Source organism: Achromobacter sp. SX5 (assembly GCF_056711425.1).
The window spans coordinates 5,214,121-5,236,200 of the sequence record NZ_CM160041.1 but is presented as its reverse complement, the minus strand read 5'-3'; the positions used below and the strand labels follow the sequence as shown (position 1 = coordinate 5,236,200).

Annotated in this window: 19 protein-coding genes; 12 read left to right on the top strand and 7 right to left on the bottom strand. The window is 68.7% G+C overall.

Annotation, left to right across the window (positions count from 1 at the left end; all coding sequences use genetic code 11):
* Positions 1-70 precede the first annotated feature (70 nt).
* From AC1M14_RS24500 to AC1M14_RS24475, 6 genes are read right to left on the bottom strand one after another with little or no spacing between them, the layout of a single operon-like run.
* The gene (locus AC1M14_RS24500) at positions 71-979 is read right to left on the bottom strand and encodes a LysR family transcriptional regulator (protein WP_209166531.1); all 909 of its coding nucleotides are present in this window, start codon (positions 977-979) and stop codon (positions 71-73) included.
* Positions 980-1,033: 54 nt separating this feature from the next.
* Positions 1,034-1,987: an ABC transporter ATP-binding protein gene (locus AC1M14_RS24495; protein WP_246842534.1), complete on the bottom strand. Its 954-nt coding sequence runs from the start codon at positions 1,985-1,987 to the stop codon at positions 1,034-1,036.
* The gene (locus AC1M14_RS24490) at positions 1,977-3,002 is read right to left on the bottom strand and encodes an ABC transporter ATP-binding protein (protein WP_102775335.1); all 1,026 of its coding nucleotides are present in this window, start codon (positions 3,000-3,002) and stop codon (positions 1,977-1,979) included. The genes AC1M14_RS24495 and AC1M14_RS24490 overlap by 11 nt, the downstream gene beginning before the upstream one ends.
* A 4-nt stretch (positions 3,003-3,006) precedes the next feature.
* A complete protein-coding gene (nikC, locus tag AC1M14_RS24485) occupies positions 3,007-3,912 on the bottom strand; it encodes a nickel transporter permease (protein ID WP_102775336.1) in 906 nt (301 codons plus the stop codon).
* Between the two features lie 5 nt (positions 3,913-3,917).
* Positions 3,918-4,928, bottom strand: a complete 1,011-nt coding sequence (locus AC1M14_RS24480; RefSeq protein ID WP_102775337.1) for an ABC transporter permease — start codon at positions 4,926-4,928, stop codon at positions 3,918-3,920.
* A gap of 1 nt (position 4,929) precedes the next feature.
* The gene (locus AC1M14_RS24475) at positions 4,930-6,510 is read right to left on the bottom strand and encodes an ABC transporter substrate-binding protein (RefSeq protein WP_102775338.1); all 1,581 of its coding nucleotides are present in this window, start codon (positions 6,508-6,510) and stop codon (positions 4,930-4,932) included.
* A 290-nt stretch (positions 6,511-6,800) separates the two neighbouring features.
* Here AC1M14_RS24475 and AC1M14_RS24470 point away from each other — a divergent pair, with 290 nt between their 5' ends.
* From AC1M14_RS24470 to AC1M14_RS24415, 12 genes are all read left to right on the top strand, one after another.
* Positions 6,801-7,850, top strand: a complete 1,050-nt coding sequence (locus AC1M14_RS24470) for a DUF917 domain-containing protein (RefSeq protein WP_246842533.1) — start codon at positions 6,801-6,803, stop codon at positions 7,848-7,850.
* 9 nt (positions 7,851-7,859) lie between these two features.
* Positions 7,860-9,401: a hydantoinase/oxoprolinase N-terminal domain-containing protein gene (locus AC1M14_RS24465; protein WP_479730593.1), complete on the top strand. Its 1,542-nt coding sequence runs from the start codon at positions 7,860-7,862 to the stop codon at positions 9,399-9,401.
* Between the two features lie 323 nt (positions 9,402-9,724).
* Positions 9,725-10,483, top strand: coding sequence for an ABC transporter permease (locus AC1M14_RS24460; protein WP_246842540.1), 759 nt, complete (start codon positions 9,725-9,727; stop codon positions 10,481-10,483).
* 3 nt (positions 10,484-10,486) lie between these two features.
* Positions 10,487-11,533, top strand: coding sequence for an ABC transporter ATP-binding protein (locus tag AC1M14_RS24455; protein ID WP_479730592.1), 1,047 nt, complete (start codon positions 10,487-10,489; stop codon positions 11,531-11,533).
* 8 nt (positions 11,534-11,541) lie between these two features.
* Positions 11,542-12,423 carry an ABC transporter permease gene (locus tag AC1M14_RS24450; RefSeq protein WP_102775342.1) on the top strand — a complete coding sequence of 294 codons (882 nt, stop codon included), beginning with the start codon at positions 11,542-11,544 and terminating at the stop codon, positions 12,421-12,423.
* A gap of 26 nt (positions 12,424-12,449) precedes the next feature.
* Positions 12,450-13,697, top strand: coding sequence for a metal-dependent hydrolase family protein (locus AC1M14_RS24445; RefSeq protein ID WP_479730591.1), 1,248 nt, complete (start codon positions 12,450-12,452; stop codon positions 13,695-13,697).
* A gap of 5 nt (positions 13,698-13,702) precedes the next feature.
* Positions 13,703-15,361 (top strand): amidohydrolase family protein, encoded by a 1,659-nt coding sequence (locus AC1M14_RS24440; RefSeq protein WP_102775344.1) that lies wholly within the window; start codon positions 13,703-13,705, stop codon positions 15,359-15,361.
* A gap of 1 nt (position 15,362) precedes the next feature.
* Positions 15,363-16,337: a CobW family GTP-binding protein gene (locus AC1M14_RS24435; protein ID WP_479730590.1), complete on the top strand. Its 975-nt coding sequence runs from the start codon at positions 15,363-15,365 to the stop codon at positions 16,335-16,337.
* Positions 16,338-16,380: 43 nt separating this feature from the next.
* Positions 16,381-17,430 carry an ABC transporter substrate-binding protein gene (locus AC1M14_RS24430; RefSeq protein WP_102775346.1) on the top strand — a complete coding sequence of 350 codons (1,050 nt, stop codon included), beginning with the start codon at positions 16,381-16,383 and terminating at the stop codon, positions 17,428-17,430.
* 126 nt (positions 17,431-17,556) lie between these two features.
* Positions 17,557-19,632: a TonB-dependent receptor domain-containing protein gene (locus AC1M14_RS24425; protein ID WP_479730589.1), complete on the top strand. Its 2,076-nt coding sequence runs from the start codon at positions 17,557-17,559 to the stop codon at positions 19,630-19,632.
* Positions 19,633-19,682: 50 nt separating this feature from the next.
* Positions 19,683-20,468, top strand: a complete 786-nt coding sequence (gene otnI, locus AC1M14_RS24420; protein ID WP_111826798.1) for a 2-oxo-tetronate isomerase — start codon at positions 19,683-19,685, stop codon at positions 20,466-20,468.
* 123 nt (positions 20,469-20,591) lie between these two features.
* Positions 20,592-21,167: a hypothetical protein gene (locus AC1M14_RS24415; RefSeq protein WP_102775348.1), complete on the top strand. Its 576-nt coding sequence runs from the start codon at positions 20,592-20,594 to the stop codon at positions 21,165-21,167.
* Here AC1M14_RS24415 and AC1M14_RS24410 read toward each other — a convergent pair.
* Positions 21,164-22,069, bottom strand: coding sequence for an EamA family transporter (locus AC1M14_RS24410; protein WP_479730588.1), 906 nt, complete (start codon positions 22,067-22,069; stop codon positions 21,164-21,166). The two genes, AC1M14_RS24415 and AC1M14_RS24410, sit on opposite strands and share 4 nt — an antisense overlap.
* Between the last annotated feature and the right edge of the window lie 11 nt (positions 22,070-22,080).

The following is a 22,080-nucleotide window of genomic DNA, read 5'->3' as shown; positions in this document are numbered from 1 at the left end:
CCTGGGAATGAGCCGCTCACGAGTCGGCGGGGCAGCGTCGATGATAACCGCTAGGCGCGCGCCGCGCGGCTCAGGGTTGCGCGGGCAGGCAGCCCTGGCTTTCCAGGTATTGCAGGAAACGCTGGTCGGCGGGGCTGAGGCCGGCCTGTTCGTGGCGGGCCAGGTAGACCGGCAGGACGATGGGCGGCAGCGGCAGTTCGGCCATGCCGGGGTCCTGCGCGGCATAGCGCCTGGGCAGCGCGCCGATGCCGGCGCCGGCGCGCACCAGCGCGGCCAGCGATTCGCAGTCCGGCGCCTCGGCCACGGTGGGGCCTTCCAGGCCGGCGCGTATGCGGTGCACGGACAGCGCGGCCAGCGGCGAGCCGGTCTGCTCGTCCTCGAAGCCGATCACCGGCGCGGCGCGCGGACCATCGGCGCCGTGGACCGCGCCGTGGCCCGTATAGTGGCCCATCTCCTGGTCGAACAGCTTGCGCTGCACCAGCACCGGGCGCGCGTCGCGCGCCGACACCACGCCCAGCGTGGCGTGCTTCTGGGCGAGCTGGCCGAGGATGTCGGCGCAGGTTCCGCGCTTGACGCGAAAGCGCACCAGCGGATAGTGCTGGCGGTAGCCGGCGATCAGGGCCGGCAGTTCCGGCCAATGGATATGTCCGCTCAGGTGCAGCGTGACGATGCCCTGCACCACGCCGTGGGCGGCGTCCAGCGCCTTGGGCAGCGCCGTGACGATGCCGTAGATATCGGCGCAGTGCCGGTACAGCACCTCGCCGGCGGCGGTGGGCTGGAAGGCGGCGGCGCCGCCGCGTTCGATCAGGCGACGTTCCAGGCGCTCCTCCAGCCGGCGCAGCGCGGCGCTGACTGAAGGCTGGGTCACCGACAGGCGGTGCGCGGCCAGCGTGATGCTGCGCTCCTGCACGATCACCATGAAGGTGCGCAGCAGGTTCCAGTCCAGCTGATTGGCGAATTTGTCCAGGAGAGCGGTCATGCCGGGCGACTCGTATCAGCGTGCAGTTTTACCATTCCCGGTCCGGCTTCGGTGTCAGGGCGCCGGCGCATACAGGTGGCAGCGCGCCTCGTGCGCCGCCCCGGTGGCGTACAGGCCGGGCTGCGCGGCGTCGCAGCGGCCCGCGATGGCCTTGCCGCAGCGCGAAGCGAAGGCGCAGCCGCGCGGCAGGTCGATGGGCGAGGGAATGTCGCCCTGCAGCGTGATGCGCCGCTCGGGCTGGCGGCCCTCCGGCACGGGGATGGCGTCGATCAGCGCCTCGGCATAGGGATGGCGGGGCTGGACGAACACTTCTTCGGTGGGGCCTTGTTCGACGATGCGGCCCAGGTACATGACCGCCACGCGCGGGCACAGGGCGCGGATCACGGCCAGATTGTGCGAGATGAACAGATAGGAAAGGTTGAAGCGCGCCTGCAGCTCTTTCAGGAAGCTCAGGATCTGCGCCTGCACCGATACGTCGAGCGCCGAAGTGGGTTCGTCCAGCACCAGCAGCCTGGGCTTGAGCGCGATGGCGCGCGCGATGCAGACGCGCTGCTTCTGGCCGCCGGACAGCTCGTGCGGATAGCGGCTCAGGAACTGGGCCGGCAGGCCGACCATCTCCATCAGTTCGGCCGCCTGCGCGCGCAGGCGCGCGCCGCGCAGGTCGGTGTGCAGGATCAGCGGCTCGGACACGCTGCGCAGAATCGTCATGCGCGGATTCAGCGCGGAATGCGGGTCCTGGAAAATGAACTGCACCGAGCGGCGCAGCGCGCGCAGGTCGCGCGGGCTCAGCCGGGTCACGTCGCGGCCGTCGAAGTGCACGCTGCCGCTGGTGGGGTCCAGCGCCCGCGCGCACAGGCGGCCCAGCGTGGACTTGCCGCAGCCGGACTCGCCCACCAGCCCCAGCGCCTGGCCGGGTTCGATGCCGAAGCTCACGTCGCTGACGGCGTGCAGGCTGCGGCCGTCGTTCATGCGGAATTCTCGGGAGACGGAGCGCAGTTCAAGCAGCATGGGCATCGGGCTCGTGGGCCGGGCGCCGGGCCAGCAGCAGGCAGGCGGCGCTGTGTTGAGGGGCTAGGGAAACCGTGGCCGGCCGCTGTTGGCTACAGGCGGGCACGGCCGCGCTGCAGCGCGCCTGGAAACGGCAGCCGGCCGGCGGATGCAGCAGGTTGGGCACGGTGCCGGGGATGCCGGCCAGCATCTGCGCCGGCTTGCGCGGATGCGGCACGGACGCCAGCAGGCCGCGGGTGTAGGGATGGCGCGGATCGTCGAACAGGCTGGCGACCGGCGCGGTTTCGACCACGGTGCCGGCATACATCACCGCGACGCGGTCGCACACGCGCGAGATCACGCCCAGGTCGTGGGAGATCAGCAGGATGGCCAGGCCCAGATCGCGCCGCAGTTCGTCCAGCAGGTCCAGGATCTGCGCCTGGATGGTGACGTCCAGCGCCGTGGTGGGCTCGTCGGCGATCAGCAGCGACGGCGAGCCGGACAGCGCCATGGCGATCAGCACCCGCTGGCGCTGGCCGCCGGACAGCTGGTGCGGATAGCGGGCCAGCTGCGTGTCCGGATTGGGCAGGTGCACGCGCGCCAGCATGTCCGCGGCCAGTTGCCGGCGCTGGCGCGCGCTGCGGCGTTGCGCGCGCGGCTTGGCGGCGTCGTGCGCGGCGATCACGGCCGACATCTGGTCGCCGATGGTGAACAGCGGATTCAGGTACGTCATGGGGTCCTGGAAGATCATCGCGATCTCCACGCCGCGTATCCTGCGCATGGCGGCTTCGTCCAGGCCCAGCAGGCTCTGCCCGCGGTAGCGCAGGTCGCCGCCGGCCACGCGCGCCGGCGGGCTGGGCACCAGCCCCAGCACGCTCTTGGCGGTGACCGACTTGCCGCAGCCGGTTTCGCCCACGATGCCCAGGCTTTCGCCCGGGGCGATGCTGAGCGTGACGCCGTCGAGCGCCTGGTAGCAGCCGTCGAAGGTGTCGAAATGCAGGCGGAAGTCGTCGAATTCCAGCAGGGGAGCCGTCATGGTGTCAGCTCCGCTGCTTGGGATCGAGCACGTCGCGCAGGCCGTCGCCGATCAGGTTGAAGCCCAGCACCGTGAGGTAGATGGCCAGGCCAGGAAAGGCCGAATACCACCACCATTGCGGCAAATAGTTGCGTCCCACGGAAATCATCGCGCCCCACTCCGGCGAGGGCGGCTGCGCGCCCAGGCCCAGAAAGCCCAGGCTGGCCGCGCTGAGAATCGCCATGCCCATGTCCATGGACGCCTTGATGACGATGGGCGAGACGCAGTTGGGCAGGATGTGCACGAACACGATGCGCAGCGGCCCGGCGCCCATCATGCGGGCGGCGTCGATGTAGACCTCGCCCTTGAGCGACAGCGTCTTGGCCTGGACCAGCCGCACATAGCCCGGCCACCACACCAGCGACAGCGCGATCATGGCGTTCAGGATGCCCGGCCCCAGCGCGCCCACGATGGCGATGGCCAGCACCAGCCCCGGCACCGACAGGAAGATGTCGGTGACGCGCATGATCAGCTCCTGCACGCGGCCGCCGAAATAGCCGGCGATCACGCCCAGCGGCACGCCGATCAGCACGGCGATGCCGGTGATGGTCAGCCCGATCTGCAGCGAAGTGCGCGCGCCCAGCAGCACGCGCGACAGGATGTCGTTGCCCATTTCGTCGGTGCCGAACCAGTGCGCCGGGCTGGGCGGCAGCAGCTTCTGCGCCAGCTTGACGGAGCCGGCCGCGTCTTCCGGATAGGGCGCCAGCCAGGGCGCGAACAGCGCCACCAGCAGGAAGCCGACGACGATGGCCAGCCCCAGCATCGCGGACTTGTTGCGCGCGAAGGTGGCGGCGTACAGCCGCAGCTGGCGCGACAGCCCGTGGCGGGCCGGTTGCGGCTGCGGCGGGGAAATGGCGGTGGTGGTGGACATGAGGCTCAGCCCTGATGACGGACGCGCGGGTCCAGCGCGCCGTAGACGATGTCGATGACGAAGTTGATCAGCATGAAGCTCGCGCCCAGCACCAGCGTGACGCCCATGATGGGCTGGAAGTCCGAGTTCATCGTGGCCTGCACCGCGTATAGCCCGATGCCGGGCCAGTCGAACACCGATTCGATCAGCACGGTGCCGCCCAGCATCCAGCCGAAGCGCAGGCCTATCATGGCCAGGGTCGGCAGCATGGCGTTGCGCAGGGCGTACTTGGCGATCACGCGCCACGGCGCCACGCCGTGCGCGCGCGCCGCCACGATGTAGTCCTGGCGCAGCACTTCCAGCATCTCGGCGCGGTTGACGCGGATGATGGACGCCAGCGCCGGAAACGCCAGCGCCAGCGCCGGCAGGATCATGTAGCCCAGGGCCGAGGCGAAGGTCTCGACGTCGCCATGCAGCAGGCTGTCCACAGTGTAGAAGCCGGTGATGGTGTCGGGCGGAAAGGCCAGCATGTCCAGCCTGCCGCCCAGCGGCAGCCATTCCAGGTGCTGCGCAAACACGTATTTCAGCAGCAGCCCCAGCGAGAACATCGGAAAGGCCACGCCCGAGGTCGACAGCAGGCGGATGAGGTGGTCGGGCCAGCGGTTCTGCGTGGCCGCGGCCACGGTGCCCAGCAGCACGCCGCCCACGATGGCCAGTAGGATGGAGAAGCACACCAGTTCCAGCGTGGCCGGGAAAAAGCGCAGCAGGTCCTGGAACACCGGCCGGGTGGTGGTGATGGAGCGCCCCAGGTCGCCCTGCACCACGCCGCCCAGGTAGGTGGCGAACTGCGCCAGCACCGGGCGGTCCATGCCGTATTCCTCCCGGATGGTCTGCACCATGGCCTCGGTGGCGTTGGGGCCGGCCGCCAGGCGGGCCGGGTCGCCCGGCGCGACATGCGAGATGGTGAAGGTGATGGCCAGCAGGCCGGCCAGCATCAACAGCATGAACGCCGAGCGTTTGACGATGAAGCGCAGCATGCTAGCGGCCGATGTACAGCGGATACAGGTCGAATTCGCTGGCCATGCGGATCGGCGAGTCCACCAGGCCCTGCACGTAATCGCGCGAGGCCGTGGTGCGGTCGCGGATCATGCCGAAGATCTCGGGCTGGGCGGCCACGATGCGGCGCTGGATGTCCTCGTACAGCGGCTTGCGCTCGGACCAGGCGGACAGCGTGCGGGCGCGTTCGATCAGCGCGAACAGTTCCGGATCGTTCAGGAAGTGCGTGCCGTAGTACTGGCCCCAGGAACCCTTGTGGTACATGTAGGCGACCGAATCGGGATCGATCGACATGACCGAGGTGAACGAGGCGAAGATGTCGGGCGAGGTCTCGGCCTTGGCGCCGCGCGCCACCATGTTGGGCCAGGTCAGCGGCACCATGCGCACGCCGATGCCCAGCGGCTTGAGGTTGTCGATCAGCAGCAGGCCCATCTGGCGTTCTTCCTCCAGGCCCTGCACGTACACGTATTCCAGTTCGATGCCGCCCTGCGGCCATTTCGATTTGGCCAGGTACTGGCGCGCGCGCTCCATGTCGCGGCGCGGCATCTCCGGCATCGCCATGTATCCCTGCACCGACGGCGAGAACGGGCTTTCCATCAGGCGCGCCTTGCCGTTGTAGATCTTCAGCAGCGACTCGTAGTCGAACGCGTAGGCCAGCGCGCGGCGCAGGTTCAGGTCCGACATGTACTTGCCCTGGGTGTTGAACTTCAGGCCGAATCCGCCCATGCCGGGCTTGCGTCCGATCTTCACGCCCTTGACCGAAGAGAGCTGGTCGATGTCCTCGGGCGAGAGGCTGGCGGCGATGTCGATCTCGCCGCGCGCCAGCGCCGCGCGGCGGCTGGAGTTCTCGGTGATGACGCGGTAGATGATGCCGCCCAGGCGCGCCTTCTCGGGCTGCGACCAGCCCTTCCAGTAGTCGTTCCAGGTTTCCAGCTCGTACAGGGAGTTCGGCTCCACGCGCTTGACGCGGAACGGGCCGGAGCCGGCCGTGTGTTCGGTCAGCCATTGCTGGCCGTAGTCGCCGTTCTGTTCGTGTTCCATCGCCTGCTTGACGTTGACGATGTACCACCACGGCATCAGGCCCAGGAACGCGGCGTAGGGGCGCGTGAGCTTGAAGCGGATGGTCTGCGGGTCGTCCACCACGATGTTCTCGGGCTTGAGGAAGTCCGCGTACATCCAGGCCGGTCCCTTGTTCAGCTTGAGCGTGCGCTCGAACGAGGCCTTCACGGCGGCGGCGTCGACGGGGTCGCCGTTTTGGAAGCGGGCGCGCGGGTCGAGCTTGAAGGTCCATTCCGAGGCGTCGGCGTTGGACGACCACGAGGTCGCGAGCCAGGGCTTGAGTTCGGGCGGATCGCCTTCGTACTTGAGCAGCGCGTCGTAGGTGGCCTGCTGGATGGTGCGGATGGACAGGTCGTATTTCTGCGCCGGGTCCATCACGGAGACGGCCTGCTGGCCTCCGATGACGAGGATGCGCTTGCCGTTGGAGGTTTCGAACGCATGCGAGGCCATCGGCGCGCAGGCGATGGTCGCTGCCAGAAGAAAGGTGCTGAGGCGTTGCCGCATTGGTGTTTCCCCTTGTATATCGCTTGCCGGTCGGTGCCGGAGGCCGTGGCCCGATATTTGCAGATGCATCAGGCCACGGCAAATAAATACGAAGAATGCGGCACATAGGTTCAACACATGCAGGCGCATGATTTGGGTCTATGCGAGACATGCGCATATTCAATTTGCCCGCCGTATTCGCAGCGAAGTAAGGTTTGTTTCCCATTCCGGCTCACTTCTGACTTCATCGAACCATGCTATCTGTAGCCGCAAGCACGAACACCGGAACGCGCGTCGTTTCCGCCGAAGAGATGGAAGCCCTGGCCGTGGGCGCCTGGATTCTGGGCACCGGCGGCGGCGGCGATCCCTACCAGAAACTGTTGAACATGCGCCAGCTGTACAAGAAGGGCTACAGCGTTTCGCTGCTGGACCCCATGTACCTGGAAGACGAAGACCGCGTGGCGGTGGTGTCGGGCATGGGCGCGCCGCTGGTCGGTCAGGAACGCCTGGCCGATCCGCATTTCGCGGTCAAGCCGGTGCGCATGATGGAGGAGTATTGCGGCGCGCGCTTTCGCGCCGTGATGGCCCTGGAGATCGGCGGCGGCAACGGCCTGCAGCCCTTCATGGTGGCGGCCCTGACCGGCCTGCCGGTGGTCGACGCCGACAGCATGGGCCGGGCCTATCCCGAAGCCCAGATGACGAGCTTCGCCGCCAACGACCTGCCCATGTATCCGCTGGCGGTGGCCGACATCCGCGACAACGAAGTCATCGTCACCCGCGCGGCCTCGGCCACCTGGGTCGAGCGCCTGAGCCGCAAGGTGGTGGTCGAAATGGGCTCCACGGCGGCGACCTGCAAGACGCCGCGCCGCGGCAGCGAGGTCAAGGACCACGGCATTCTCTACACCGTCAGCAAGGCCATCCGCCTGGGCGAAGTGGTGCTGCGCGCGCGCCGCCAGCATGCCGACGTGATCGGCGCCGTGCTGCAGGAGACGGCCGGCAAGCGCATGTTCAGCGGCAAGGTCATCGACGTGGAGCGCCGCACCACGGCCGGCTTTCTGCGCGGCCGCGCGGTGCTGGAAGGGCTGGGCGAGGACCGCGGTTCGCGCTACACGCTGCACTTCCAGAACGAATTCTCGGTGGGCGAGCGCGACGGCGTGCCCGAGGTCATGACGCCCGACCTGATCTGCGTGCTGGACTCGGTCAGCGGCGACGGCATCGGCACCGACGTGCTGCGCTTCGGCCAGCGCGTGAGCGTGCTGGCGCTGCCCGCGCCTGCCGTTTTCACCACGCCGCGCGGCCTGGAACTGGTCGGTCCGCGCGCCTTCGGTTTCGACTTCGACTATCGCTCGGTCTTCGCATAGAGCCCTCACATGAAACACATAGGCATAGACGTAGGCGGCACCAACACGGACGCCGTATTCGTGCAGGACAACAAGGTGCTGGGCGCGGTCAAGTCGCCCACCACCGCTGACGTCACCAGCGGCGTGCGGCGCGCGCTGGCCGCGCTGATCCAGGCCTGCCCGCAGGCCGGCGAGCCCGACGCGGTGATGATAGGCACCACCCATTTCACCAACGCCGTGGTGCAGCGGCGCGACCTGGAGCCGGCCGCCGCGCTGCGCGTGTGCCTGCCGGCCGCTGCCTCGCTGCTGCCGTTCTGCGACTGGCCGGAGGACCTGGCGCAGAAGGTCAACGGCGGCACCTACCTGGTGCAGGGCGGCCATGAATTCGACGGACGCGAACTGATGCCGCTGGACGAACGCGCGGTGCGCGACGCCGCGCGCGCCATCCGCGCCTCGGGCATTTCCACGGTGGCGGTCAGCGGCGTGTTCTCGCCGCTGATCGGCGCGGCCGAACTGCGCGCCGGCGAGATCCTGCTGCAGGAGCATCCCGATTGCCGCATCACCTATTCGCACCAGCTGGGCCGCATCGGCCTGCTGGGCCGCGAGAACGTGGCGCTGTTGAACGCCACGCTGATCGACCTGGCGCACAAGACCACCGACGCCTTCGTGCTGGCGCTTGCCGACAGCGGCATCCGCGCGCCGCTCTTCCTGACGCAGAACGACGGCACGGTCACGCTGGCCGAGAACGCGCGCGATTTTCCCGTGCATTCCTTCGCGTCCGGCCCCACCAACTCCATGCGCGGGGCCGTGTTCCTGGCCTCGATCAACGACGCCGTGGTCTGCGACGTGGGCGGCACCACGGCCGACGTGGGTTATGTGCACAACGGCTTTCCGCGCCAGGCCAACAACATGGTGGAAGTGGGCGGGGTGCGCACCGCGTTCCGCATGCCCGACCTGCTGTCCATCGGCGTGGGCGGCGGTACGCTGGTGGACCCGCAGACGCTGCAGGTCGGCCCGGTCAGCGTCGGCCACCGCCTGCTCGAAGAGGCGCTGGTGTTCGGCGGCACGCAGCTCACCTGCACCGACATCGCGGTTGCCGCGGGCCTGGCGGACATCGGCGACCGTTCCCGCGTGGCGCATCTGGACCCGGCGATGGTGCGCGGCGCGCTGGCGCGCATGCACGACGCCATTTCCGAAGCCTGCGACCGCATGAAAAGCGACGCGCGCGAGGTGCCGCTGATCGCGGTGGGCGGCGGCTCGGTGCTGATCCCGGATCGGGTCGCGGGCTTTTCCGAAGTGGTGCGCGTCGAGAACCACGCCGTGGCCAACGCGGTGGGCGCGGCCATCGCGCAGGTCTCGGGCGAGGTCGACCAGATCTTCACCAACCTGGGCCGCGAGGAACTGCTGGAGCGTGCGCGCGGCATCGCGGTCGAGCGCGCCGTGGCCGCCGGCGCGGACCCCGCCACGATCAGCGTGATCGAACAGGAAGACATTCCGCTGGCCTACCTGCCGGGCAACGCCGTCCGGGCGCGGGTCCGCGTGGTGGGCGAGATCGCCGGCCGCGCGCACTAGGCACGGGAACCTGGGTTGCACCTGCCGCCGCCATTTCCGGCGTCGGGTTGCACCCGCGCGCGGCGGGCGCGCCGCCGCGCGCATGCAAGAGGCTCGCAATAATGGGTTATCCCTAGTTGAGCCGCGCAGCAACCCGTCGATATGCTCTGGTTAACCGTAGATACCGCAGGTTTCTACCCAGGATACTAGCCGGCTGCTGCTGACAAGGAACCAGGGATTTGCATAACGCGCCTCCTTTGAACTCGGCCGCCACGGCCGTCCGGGACCGGACCCTGCGGGTGATTCCGTGGGCGACGTGGTTGCATCGCGTCTTCGTCGTGCTCATGTACGCGTTCATGCTCAGCCCCATCGTGCTGGTGGTCTGGCTGAGCTTCTTCAAGGACGCCATTCTCTACTTCCCGCCGTCGGGCTATACGCTGTCCTGGTACGTGAAGGCCTGGGAAAACCCGGCTTTCGCCAACGGCTTCATCTTCAGCCTGCAGGTGTCGCTGGTGGCGGCCGCCATCGGCGTGGCCCTGGGCGTGCTGGCCGCGGTCGGCATCGCGCGCTACCGCTTCAGCGGCAGCAAGAGCATCAACACCCTGCTGCTGTCGCCGCTGCTGATTCCCGGCATCGTGGCCGGCGTGGGCATCTACCTGTTCTATCTGCGCGCCGAAGAAGCGCTGGACCAGGACATCATCGGCACCTTCGGCGGGCTGGTGATCGCGCACATCTGCCTCACCATTCCGTGGACGGTCCGGCTGGTCACGGCCGGCATGGCTGGCCTGGACGGCTCCATCGAAGAGGCCGCGCGCAACCTGGGCGCCAGCGCGCCGGTCGCGTTCATGCGGGTCACGCTGCCCATGCTGCGCCCGTCCATCGTGGCCGCGGCGCTGTTCAGCTTCGTGGTGTCGTTCGAGAACCTGGAGCTGTCGCTGTCGCTGGTCGGCCCCGGCCGCACCACCTTGCCGATCGCGATCATGCAGTACCTCGAATTCAACCTGGACCCGACCATCGCCGCGGTGGCCTCGGTGCAGATTCTGCTGTTGGGCATCATCATGCTAGTGACCGACCGCTACGTGAAACTCAGTCAGGTGGTATAGAAGATGGCGAAGGTCTCTATCGAAAACATCCGCAAGCAGTTCGGGCAGGCGGTGGCGGTATCCGATTTCTCGCTGGAGATCGGCGACGGCGAACTGGTGGCGTTCCTGGGCCCCAGCGGCTGCGGCAAGACCACCACGCTGCGCATGATCGCCGGCTTCATCGCGCCCACGGCCGGACGCATCCGCATCGGCGACATCGACGTGACGCGCCTGCCGGTGCACAAGCGCGACACGGGCATGGTGTTCCAGCGCTATGCGCTGTTCCCGCACATGACGGTGGCCGAGAACGTGGCCTTCGGGCTGGAGATGCACAAGGTTCCCAAGGCCGACCGCGACGCCAGGATCAGGCGTGTGCTGGACATGGTGCGCATGAGCGAGCTGCGCGAGCGTTATCCGCGCCAGCTCTCCGGCGGGCAGCAGCAGCGCGTCGCGATCGCGCGCGCGCTGGCCATCGAGCCCAAGGTGTTCCTGCTCGACGAGCCCTTGTCCAACCTGGACGCCAAGCTGCGCGTGGAAGTGCGCGAGGAGATCCGCGCGCTGCAGCAGCGCCTGGGCCTGACCACGGTATTCGTCACGCACGACCAGGAAGAGGCGCTGGCGATCGCCGACCGCATGGCCATCATGCACGACGGCATCGTGCAGCAGGTCGGCTCGCCGGACGCGCTGTACGAGCGGCCGGCCAATCTGTTCGTGGCCGATTTCCTGGGCAAGATGAATGTGTTCAAGGGGCGCGGCGAAGCCGGCAACGTATTCCAGACCGACGCCGGCCAGCGCATCGCGGCTCCCGGCGGCGCCGGCGCCACGCACCTGGGCGTGCGCCCCGAGCGCGTGAGCCTGCGCGCGCAGCCGGCCGGCGGCAACGCGCTGGCGGGCGTGGTCGAGTCCTCGCTGTACCTGGGTTCGGTGCTGGAGGTGCGGGTGCAGCTGGAAGGCGGCGAGCGCATGCTCAGCCAGGTCGTCAACGCCGGCGCGCGCCAGCCGCAGCCGGCGGCCGGCGAGCGCGTCTACGCGTGCTTCGAGTCGGACGACTGCGTGGCGTTCACGCAATAGGAGCCGCCATGACGACCGCGACGCAGAACGGGCCCCGCCGGGGCTGGCTGGGGCCGGGGCTGGCGTTTCCGGCCTCGCTGGTGGTGCTGGCCATCATCATGGTGCCCATCCTGCAGCTGGCGCGCTACAGCTTCAACCGTTTCGATCCCGCGGAGCTGATGCAGTCCGCCTTCACCTTCGACAACTACGCCAAGTTCTTCGGCGACCCCTACTACCGCGACGTATTCCTGACGACGCTGGGCATCGCCGGGCTGTGCACCGTGCTGGCGCTGGTGCTGGGCTTTCCGGTGGCGTATTTCCTGGCGCGCACGCAAAGCCGCTACAAGAGCCTGTTCGTGATCCTGCTGGTGTTTCCGCTGATGGTGGGCAACGTGGTGCGCGCCGCCGGCTGGATGGTGGCGCTGGGCAACGCCGGGGTGGTGAACGCCGTGCTGCAGGCAATGGGCCTGATCGACGGTCCGCTGACCATGATGTACACGCCCACGGCCGTGGTGATCGGCACCACCGCCGTGGTCATGCCGTACCTGATCCTGACGCTGCAAAGCGTGCTTGAAGGCATGGACCTGTCGGTGGAAGAGGCCGCGCGCAACGTGGGCGCCAGCTTTTTCACCACGCTGCGCCGCATCGTGCTGCCGATCGCCGCGCCCGGCGTGGCGGCGGGAACCATGCTGGTGTTCATTCTGTGCATGAACGCCTATGCCACGCCGGTGCTGCTGGGCGGCTCCGGCCTGACCATGATGGCGCCGGCGCTGTACGACCAGATCACCAAGGCCTCGAACTGGCCGTTCGGCGCCGCGCTGGCCGTGGTGCTGGTCTGCGGCACCCTCGTCATCGCCCTGATTTCCAACTGGCTGATCCATCGCCGCTACCTCAAGACCATGGCGTCCTGAGTCCGGCGCCACACAAGGAATTCCTCATGGCTTCTGTACTGTTCAAGAACGCGAACCTGCTCGATCCCTTGCAGGCGGAATTGCTGGAAGGCCAGCACGTGCTGGTCGAGGACAGCGTCATCAAGGAAGTCTCCGACCGGCCGATCGCGGCGGCGTCGGCGCGCGTGATCGACGCCGCCGGCCGCACGCTCATGCCGGGGCTGATCGACCTGCACGCGCACGTGATGGCCACGCAGCTCAACCTCAGCGCCCAGGGCGTGCTGCCCGACGCGCTGGTGATGATGCGCGCCGTGCCCATCATGGCCGCGATGCTGCGCCGCGGCTTCACCACCGTGCGCGACGCGGGCGGCGCGGGTTGGGGCCTGAAATGCGCCGTCAACGAAGGCACGGTCCAGGGGCCGCGCCTGTTCATCTCGGGCCGCGCCATCAGCCAGACCGGCGGCCACGGCGACCCGCGGCCGCGCTCCGACCATCTGCGCCCCATGAGCTTCTGCGGCTGCTGCTTCCGCGCCGGCGACATCGGCCGCGTGGCCGACGGCATCGACGATGTGCGCAAGGCGGTGCGCCAGGAACTGCAGATGGGCGCCGACCAGATCAAGATGATGGCCTCCGGCGGCGTGGCCTCGCCGACCGACCCGATCGCGTCCTACGGCTATTCGGAAGATGAAATCCGCGTGATCGTGGAGGAGGCGGCCGGCCGCCAGACCTATGTGATGGCGCACTCCTACACGGCCGACGCCATCGAGCGCGCCGTGCGCAACGGCGTGCGCACCATCGAGCACGGCAACCTGGTCGACGAACGGGTGGCGCGCTACATGGCCGAGCGCGGCGCCTTCGTCGTGCCCACGCTGGTCACCTACGAAGCGCTGGCCAACGAGGGCGCCGACTACGGCCTGCCGCCGGACTCGGTGGCCAAGATCGCCACCGTGCGCACCGCGGGCCTGCATTCGCTGGAAATCTACAAGAAGGCCGGCGTGAAAATCGGCTTCGGCTCGGACCTGCTGGGGCCGTCGCAGCGCCTGCAGAGCGACGAGTTCCGCATCCGCGCCGAGGTGCTGACGCCGCAGGAAGTGATCCAGTCCGCCACCACCACCGCCGCCGAGGTGCTCAACCAGGTGGGGCAACTGGGGCGCATCCAGGCCGGCGCGCTGGCCGACGTGCTGCTGGTCGACGGCAATCCGTACCGCGACCTTTCCTGCCTGCTGGGCCAGGGCGAACACCTCGCGCTCATCATGAAGGGCGGCGTCATCGAACACGACGGACTGGGGGCATAGGCGCCATGAGCGATCCCACGCAACTGCAATCCGAGGTCGGCGAAGAGTCGCGCGACGTCAACGCCGCCAAGGGCTGGCATCCGCCTTCGGCGCCGGCGCCGCGCGACCGCGGGCTGGGTCCGTTTCCGCGCCTGATCCTGCGCGGCGCCACCGTGATCGACGGCACCGGCGCGCCGCCCTGGGGCCCGGTGGACATCGTGATCGAGAACGAGCGGATCACGGCGCTGGTCAACGTGGGCACGCCGCACAAACCCATCGACCCCAAGCGGCGCCCCGGCCCGGGCGACCACGAGATCGACTGCCACGGCAAGTTCGTCACGCCGGGGTTCGTGGACGCGCACGCGCACATCGGCACGCCGTACCACGCCATGAGCGGCATCGTGCCGCCGGCCGACTACATCTACCGGCTGTGGCTGGCGCACGGCGTGACCACGGTGCGGGAAATGGGCGCCATGGGCGGGCTGGGCTGGACGCTGGAGCAGCGCGAGCTGTCGGCGGCCAACAAGATCGCCGCGCCGCGCATGATCGTGCATTCGGTGTTCCCCGCGGTCAACGACCGGGTCAAGACCATCCACACGCCTGAGCAGGGGCGCGAGTGGGTGCGCAAGCTGGCCGCGCGCGGCGCCGACGGCATCAAGTTCTTCGGCGCGCCGCCGGCCATCATGCAGGCCGCGCTGGACGAGGCGGCGCAGCTGGGCCTGCGCTCGGGCTGCCACCATGCGCAGATGGCCGTCACCCGCGTCAACGCGCTGAAGTCGGCGCGCTGGGGCCTGACCAGTTCCGAGCACTACTACGGCCTGCCCGAGGCCTTGTTCGAGGACCGCGTGGTGCAGTCGTTTCCCACCGACTACAACTACAGCGACGAGTACTACCGCTTCGCCGCCGCCGGGCAGACCTTCATGCAGGCCGCCCAGCCGGGTTCGGCAAAATGGCGCCAGGTCATGGACAGTTTCCTGGAACTGGGCCATACCTTCGTGCCCACCTTCAACATCTACGACGCCAACCGCGACCTGATGCGCGCGCGCCGCGCCGACTGGCACGACCAGTACACCTGGAAGGCGGTGTGGAAATACTTCCAGCCGCAGCGCGGCGGGCACGGCGCCTACTGGTACCGCTGGAGCACCACCAACGAGATCGAGTGGAAGCAGAACTACCGCCTGTGGATGCAGTTCATCAACGAGTACAAGAACCAGGGCGGGCGCGTGTGCGCCGGCAGCGACTCGGGCTTCATCTACCAGATCTACGGCTTCGGCTTCATCCGCGAACTGGAACTGCTGCAGGAAGCGGGCTTTCATCCCATCGAAGTGCTGCGCGCCGCCACCTCGCAGAGCGCGGCGCTGCTGGGCATCGACGACGACACCGGCTCCATCGACGTGCAGAAGCGCGCCGACCTGCTGATCCACAACCAGAATCCGCTGACCGACTTCAAGCTGCTGTTCGGCACCGGCGCCATGCGCCTGAACGACGAGACGGCGCAGGTCGAATGGCAGCGCTGCCTGGAGACTACGATCAAGTCCGGCGTGGTGTACGACACGGCCGAACTGCTGGCCGACGTGCGCAACATGGTGCGCGACAGCTGGGCGGGCGATCCGGACGGCGAACGTCCGCCCTTGGGCGGCTCGCCCGCCGGTTCGCCGTGCGACGACGGACAGGCGGCGCCCTGACATGGCGGTCGATCTGTTCCTGCTTTGCGGGTTCCTGGGCAGCGGCAAGACCACGCTGCTGGTGGACTACCTGCGCACCGGCGCGGCCGATACCGGCGTGATCGTCAACGAGGCGGGCGAGGTCGGCGTGGACGGGGCCATCGTCGCCAACGACAGCGACAGCGTGCCGATGACCCTGCTGGCCAACGGCTGCGTCTGCTGCTCGCTGCGCAGCGACCTGGTCCATACGCTGAGCGCGCTGCTGGACGCGCCGCGCCCGTCCGGCGCCGGGCCGCTCAAGCGCGTCATCCTGGAGTGCAGCGGCCTGTCGCGCCCTGGGCCGGTGATCGCGTCGCTGGCCGATCCGGAGCTGGCCAGGCGCGGCCTGCGGCTGACAGTGGTCTGCACCGACGACTGCGGACGCGATCCCGATGCGCTGGCCGAAATGGACGAGGCCATGGCGCAGTTCGGCGCGGCCCATCGCATCGTGCTGACCAAGACCGATCTGCTGCCCGCGGCGGCCCTTGCCCAACGCGCGGCGCGCGCCGCCGCGCTCAATCCGCTGGCCGCGGTCATCGCCGAGCCGGACCGCGAGCGCGCCGTGGCGGCGGCGTTCGCGCCCGCGCAGGGCACGGCCGATCTGGCCGCGCTGGCCGCGCACATGCTGGCCGCCGGCGGCGCGGCGGCGGCGCATCCGCGCATCCGCGTCATGGCGGCGCGCGCCCGCGCCGGCATCAGCTGGACGGACTTTTCGGAATGGCTGGACGACCTGGCCGGCTTTTGCGGCGAGCGCCTGCTGCGCGTCAAGGCCGTGGTGCGGGTCAGCGACTGCGCCGAGCCCATCCTGATCCAGTCGGTCGGCGCCACCTTCAGCGCGCCGCAGCGCCTGACGCGCCAGCCCGACGCGCGCGACGCCATCATCGTCATCGCCCGCGACATCGACGCCGAGGCGATCCGGGCCTGGGCGCCCGCCGCGCCGGTGGAGATGCTTGCCTGATTTTTCGCAGTAAACCGTCAGTTCTCTTCGATACGAGGTCGTTATGCAAGACAAAAACCTGACTCGCCGTGGCTTCATCAAGACGGCCTCCGGCCTGGCGCTGGCTCCCGCCCTGGGCTGGGTGCCGGGCATGGCGCAAGCCGCGGGCAAGGAAATCGTCGTGGGGACCTGGGGCGGCGACTACCAGAACCTGCTGCAGCAAATCATCAATCCCATCGTCGGCAAGGACGGCGTGAACGTGGTGTACGACACCGGCAACGCCGTGGGCCGCGTGACCAAGCTGCGCGCCGAAAAGAATTCGCGCCGCGGCAGCATGGACGTGGCGCTGCTGGGCGAAGTGGACATGTACGACGCCGAGCGTTCGGGCGCGCTGGCGCCGCTGGACACCGCCAAGCTGCCCAACCTGGCGCACGCCATCGGCGCGTTGAAGACGCCGTATTCCATCCCGCACATCTTCAGCGCGATGACGCTGGTCTACAACACCGAAAAATTCCCTACTCCGCCGGATTCGCTGGAGGTGCTGCTGGACCCGAAATGGAAGGGGCAGGTGGGCTTCTCGGACATCCTGTACCTGTACAACGCCGTGTTCGTCGGCCTGGGCGCGGGCGGCGACACCAAGAGCTTCGAAGGCGGCAAGCGCTTCCTGGCCAAGCTCAAGCCCAACGCGCCGCGGATCTATCCGTCCAACGAGGCGGTGGCGGCGGCCTTCAAGTCGGGCGAGATTGCGATTGCCTGCATGTGGAAGGCGCGCGCGCTGCAATGGCGCGACAGCGGCCTGCCGCTGGGTTTCGTGATCCCGAAGGAAGGTTCGGTGCCGGTGGCGTTCGAGGCCGCCGTGGCCAAGAACAGCCGCAACAAGGACGCGGCCTGGGCATACCTGAACGCCATGCTCGATCCGCAGGGCCAGATCGCGTTCGCCGAGAAGATGGGCTATGCGCCCACCGTCACCAACGCCACGCTGCCCGAGCCGCTCAAGCGGGTGGGCTTCTCGGACGCCGAGGTCAAGCTGCTGCACGCCTACGACCTGAAGGGCCTGACCGAAAAGAAGGCCGACATCCTGGAATTCTGGAACAAGGAATTCAAGGCGGGCTGAGCGCGCCGGCTTGCCGCAAAAGGGGCGTCCCGCAAGGCCGGGGGCGCCTTTTTTTTTGTCCGTAGTGATTGAGATGTTATATCATTCGATTTTTATTTGTAATGATATAACATTTAGAGGATCATCATGCGTGGCAAAAAGCAAGGGCGGGAACATGGACGGGAGTTTCGCGGCAGGCTGGCGCCGCTGGCCTGCGCGCTGATGCTGGCCGCGCCGGCGGCCCAGGCGCAGGAAGAGGGCGCGGCGACGCTGGCGCCCATTACGGTGTCGGCCAATCCGCTCGGCCTGGACCTGAACAGCACCACGCTGCCGGCCTCCGTGCTGGAAGGCGGCGAGCTGACCGAGCAGCGCACTGGGACGCTGGGCGAGACCCTGAAAAACCTGCCCGGAGTCAATAGCGACACGTTCGGGGCCGGCGCCAGCCGTCCGGTGATCCGCGGCCAGACCGCGCCGCGCGTGAAGGTCCTGTCCGACGGTTCCGAAGTGATGGACGCGTCCAGTATCTCTCCCGACCACGCCGTGACGGTCGAGCCGCTGCTGGCCGAGCGCATCGAAGTGCTGCGCGGCCCGGCCACGCTGCTGTATGGCGGCGGCGCCATCGGCGGGGTGGTCAACGTGGTGGACAAGAAGGTCCCCACCGCGGTGCCCGAGCGCGGCGTCGAAGCCGAAGCCGAGCTGCGCGGCGCCACCGGCACGCGCGAACGGTCGGGCGCGGTCGGCATCACGGCCGGGGCCGACAATTTCGCCGTGCGGGTCGAGGGCCTGAAGCGGCGCAGCAGTGACTACGACGTGCCGGACTGGCCCGGCGGCAAGCTGGAAGGCTCGTACAGCGAATCCTCGCAGGGCTCGGTCGGCATGTCGTGGATCACGCCGCGCGGCTATGTCGGCCTGGCTTTCACGCACCTGGAAAGCAAGTATGGGCTGCCCGGGCACAACCACGAATACGAAGGCTGCCACCCGCATGGCACGCACCTGCATTGCGGCGGCCATGATCACGGCGAGGAGGAGGACGGCCACGACCACGATCACGAGCATGAGCACGGCGGCGTGCCCTACGTGAAGCTGCGCAGCAACCGCCTGGACCTGCGCGCCGAATACCAGGACCCGTTCGCGGGCTTTGAAAAAATCCGCCTGCGCGGCGGCCTGACCGACTACCAGCACGACGAGATCGAAGGCGGCGAGGTTGGCACCCGCTTCAAGAACAAGGGCTACGACCTGCGCCTGGAACTGCAGCACAAGCCGATGGCGGGCTGGCGCGGCGTGGTCGGGTTGCAGAACGCCTACAGCGATTTCAGCGCCGACGGCGAAGAGGCGTTCCTGCCGCGCAGCACGACCCGTTCCTACGGCCTGTTCGTGCTGGAGGAATACCAGTTGAACGACTGGCGTTTCGAGCTGGGCGCGCGCCAGGACTGGCAGCGCATTTCGCCGGCGGGCGGCAACCCCCGCAGCAGCCTGTCGGGCACGTCGTTCTCGGCCGCGGCCATCTGGGACTTCGCGCCGCAGTATTCGCTGGCGCTGTCGCTGTCGCGCTCGCAGCGCCTGCCCAGCGCGCAGGAGCTTTATGCCGACGGCGTGCACCTGGCCACCAATACCTATGAACTGGGCAACCCGGACCTGGGCCGCGAGACCTCGCACAACATCGACCTGACCCTGCGCAAGCACGCCGGCGACACCACGTTCTCGGCCAGCGTGTTCCACAACCGGGTGAAGAACTACATCTATGCCGACACGCTGGACCGCTACGAGGACTTCCGCCTGATCGAGTACGCCCAGCGTGACGCCGAATTCACCGGCGTGGAAGGCGAGCTGCGCCACCAGTTCACCCCGGTGTTCTCGGCCGCCGTGTTCGGCGACTACGTGCGCGGCAAGCTGACTGGCGGCGAGGGCAACCTGCCGCGGATTCCGGCGGCCCGCGCCGGCGTGCGCGGCAACGTCAAATGGGGGCCGTGGTCGGGCGGCGTGGAGTACGCGCGCGTGTTCGCGCAGAAGGACATCGCGGCCTATGAAGACAGCACGCCCGGCTACAACATGGTCAATGCGGTGGTGGCCTACCGCGGCCAGTACGGCGGCGCGGGTTACGAGGTCTACCTGCGCGGCACCAATCTGCTGAACCGCCTGGCCTATAACCATGCGTCCTTCATTTCCTCGGTGGCGCCGCTGCCCGGACGCAGCGTGCTGCTGGGCGTGCGGATGACATACTGAGGCAGCCGTTGTGCTATTTTCCAGCCATGCCGCCCGGTCCGGAGTCCGCCATGCTGAAGTTCGCCGCCAATCTCTCGATGCTGTATCCGGAACTCGCGTTCCTGGACCGCTATGAGGCCGCCGCGGCCGACGGCTTCGCGGGGGTGGAATGCATGTTCCCGTACGAGGCGCCGGCCGCGCTGGTGCGCGAACGCATCGACGCGGCCGGCGTCGCCCAGGTGCTGTTCAACGCGCCGCCGGGCGTGGCCGGGCGCGGCGAGCGCGGCCTGGCCGCCTTGCCCGGACGCCGGGACGAGTTCCAGGCCGGGATCGAGCTGGCCCTGTCCTACGCCACGACGCTGGCCTGCCCCAACGTGCACGTGATGGCGGGCCTGGCGCCGCAGGGCGCATCGCGCGAGGCCATGCTGGACTGCTATCGGGAGAACCTGGACTGGGCCGCGCGCCAGGCGCGTTCGGCCGGCGTCAACGTGCTGATCGAACCCATCAACACGCGCGACATCCCCGGTTATTTCCTGAACCGCCAGGAAGACGCGCACGCCGTGGTCCAGGCCGTCAACGCGACCAACCTGAAAGTGCAGATGGACCTCTACCACTGCCAGATCGTCGAAGGCGACGTCACCGCCCGGCTGCGCCAGTACCTGCCCACCGGGCGGGTCGGCCATCTGCAGATCGCCGGCGTGCCGCTGCGCCAGGAGCCGGACCGCGGCGAACTGGACTACGGCTGGGTGTTCGGGGTGCTGCGCGAGCTGGGCTACGACGGCTGGATCGGCTGCGAATACCGCCCGGCCGGCGCCACGTCCTCCGGCCTGCGCTGGCTGGCGGCCGCGCGCGCCTGACGCGCGCGGCGCGGCATGCGTAACAGGCGGCGCAAGGTGTAACGGCGGCGTGCGCGCCGGCGGCGAAAGCGTACGATGAAGCCATGTCGATCCTGCCCGGCGCGCCCGGGCGAGGAGCCTATCATGTCTCTGATCGTAGCTGCCCGCTTCGAGGGCTTCGAAGCGGCCCAGGCCGCGGCCGCGCGCCTGTCCGCCAACGGTTTCCCAGACTGGGACGTCAACATCTTCTATGTCAATCCGGCCGGCGAGCATGGCCGCTATCCGCTGGGCGGCGACCGCCGTTCGGACCCGGACGCGGGCCGCGCCGACATGGGCGCCTTCCTGGGCGCCGGCGGCATGGGGGCGGGGTTCGCGGTGTTCGGCGGCTTCGTGATGTCGGAGCTGAGCGACTCCACGCCGCTGATCCTGGCGGCCGCGGGCGTGGGCGCCTATCTCGGCTCGCTTTTCGGCGCGCTGTGGGTGACCGGCCACGGCAGCACCCAGCACGGCTATTTCAATCCCGATGCGCACGCCGAGATCCGCCAGGCCGGCGTCATGGTGGCGGTGCGCGCGCGTCCGCAACGTGAGCTGCTGGCCTGCCGCGTGCTGCGCGACGCCGGCGGCGCCGACGTCGAACACGCCAACGGCCGCTGGCGCAATAACCATTGGGAAGACTTCGACCCGCTGCGGCCGCCCCAGCGGGAAGTGGGTTTCGGCTAAGACCCGGTTTGGCGCCGGCGCGCGTTCTGGCGGCGGGCCGTGGCCGCGCAGCCGGCCGAGGCCACGATGATGCCGCCGATGGCCAGCCATTGTGTCTTGTCCAGGTGCTCGTTGAGCACCACCACGCCGGCCAGCGCGCCCATGGCCGGCTCCATGCTGAGCAGCACCCCGAAGGTCTTTTGCGGCAGGCGCTTGAGCGCCACCATTTCCAGCGAATAGGGCAGGGCGCTGGACAGGATGCCGACGGCGATGCCGGCCAGGATCAGCTTGGGGTCGAGCAGGGCCGCGCCGGCATGCACGGCGCCGATGGGCAGCGCCACCAGCGCGGCCGCCGTCAGGCCCAGCGAGGTCGCCTGCCCGCCGTGCACGTTGCCGGCCATCTTGCCGAAGATGATGTACAGCGCCCAGCACACCGCCGCGCCCAGCGCGTAGGCGATGCCGACGGGGTCCAGGTCGTGCACCGACTGGCCCGTGGGAATCAGCAGCACCAGGCCGGCGGCCGCGCAGGCGATCCAGACGAAGTCGATGGCGCGCCGCGACAGCGCCACGGCCAGGGCCAGCGGCCCGGTGAATTCGATGGCGATCGCCACGCCCAGCGGCAGCGTGCGCAGCGCCATGTAGAACAGCAGGTTCAGGCAGGCCAGCGTCACGCCGTACAGCGCGATCTTGCCGGCGTCGCGGCGCGTGAGCGGAAAGCGCCACGGCCGCCAGAACGCCAGCAGGATCAGCGCGCCGATGGCGATGCGGTAGGCGGTGGTGCCCTGCGCGCCCACCAGGGGGAAAAGCGACTTGGCGAAGGACGTGCCGATGCACAGCGACGCCATCGCGCCGATCAGCGAGAGGGTGGGCAGCAGGGTGGACGGGGAGGCGTTGCGGCCGGTGTTCAAGGTTGCGGTGGTCATGGAAAAAGGCG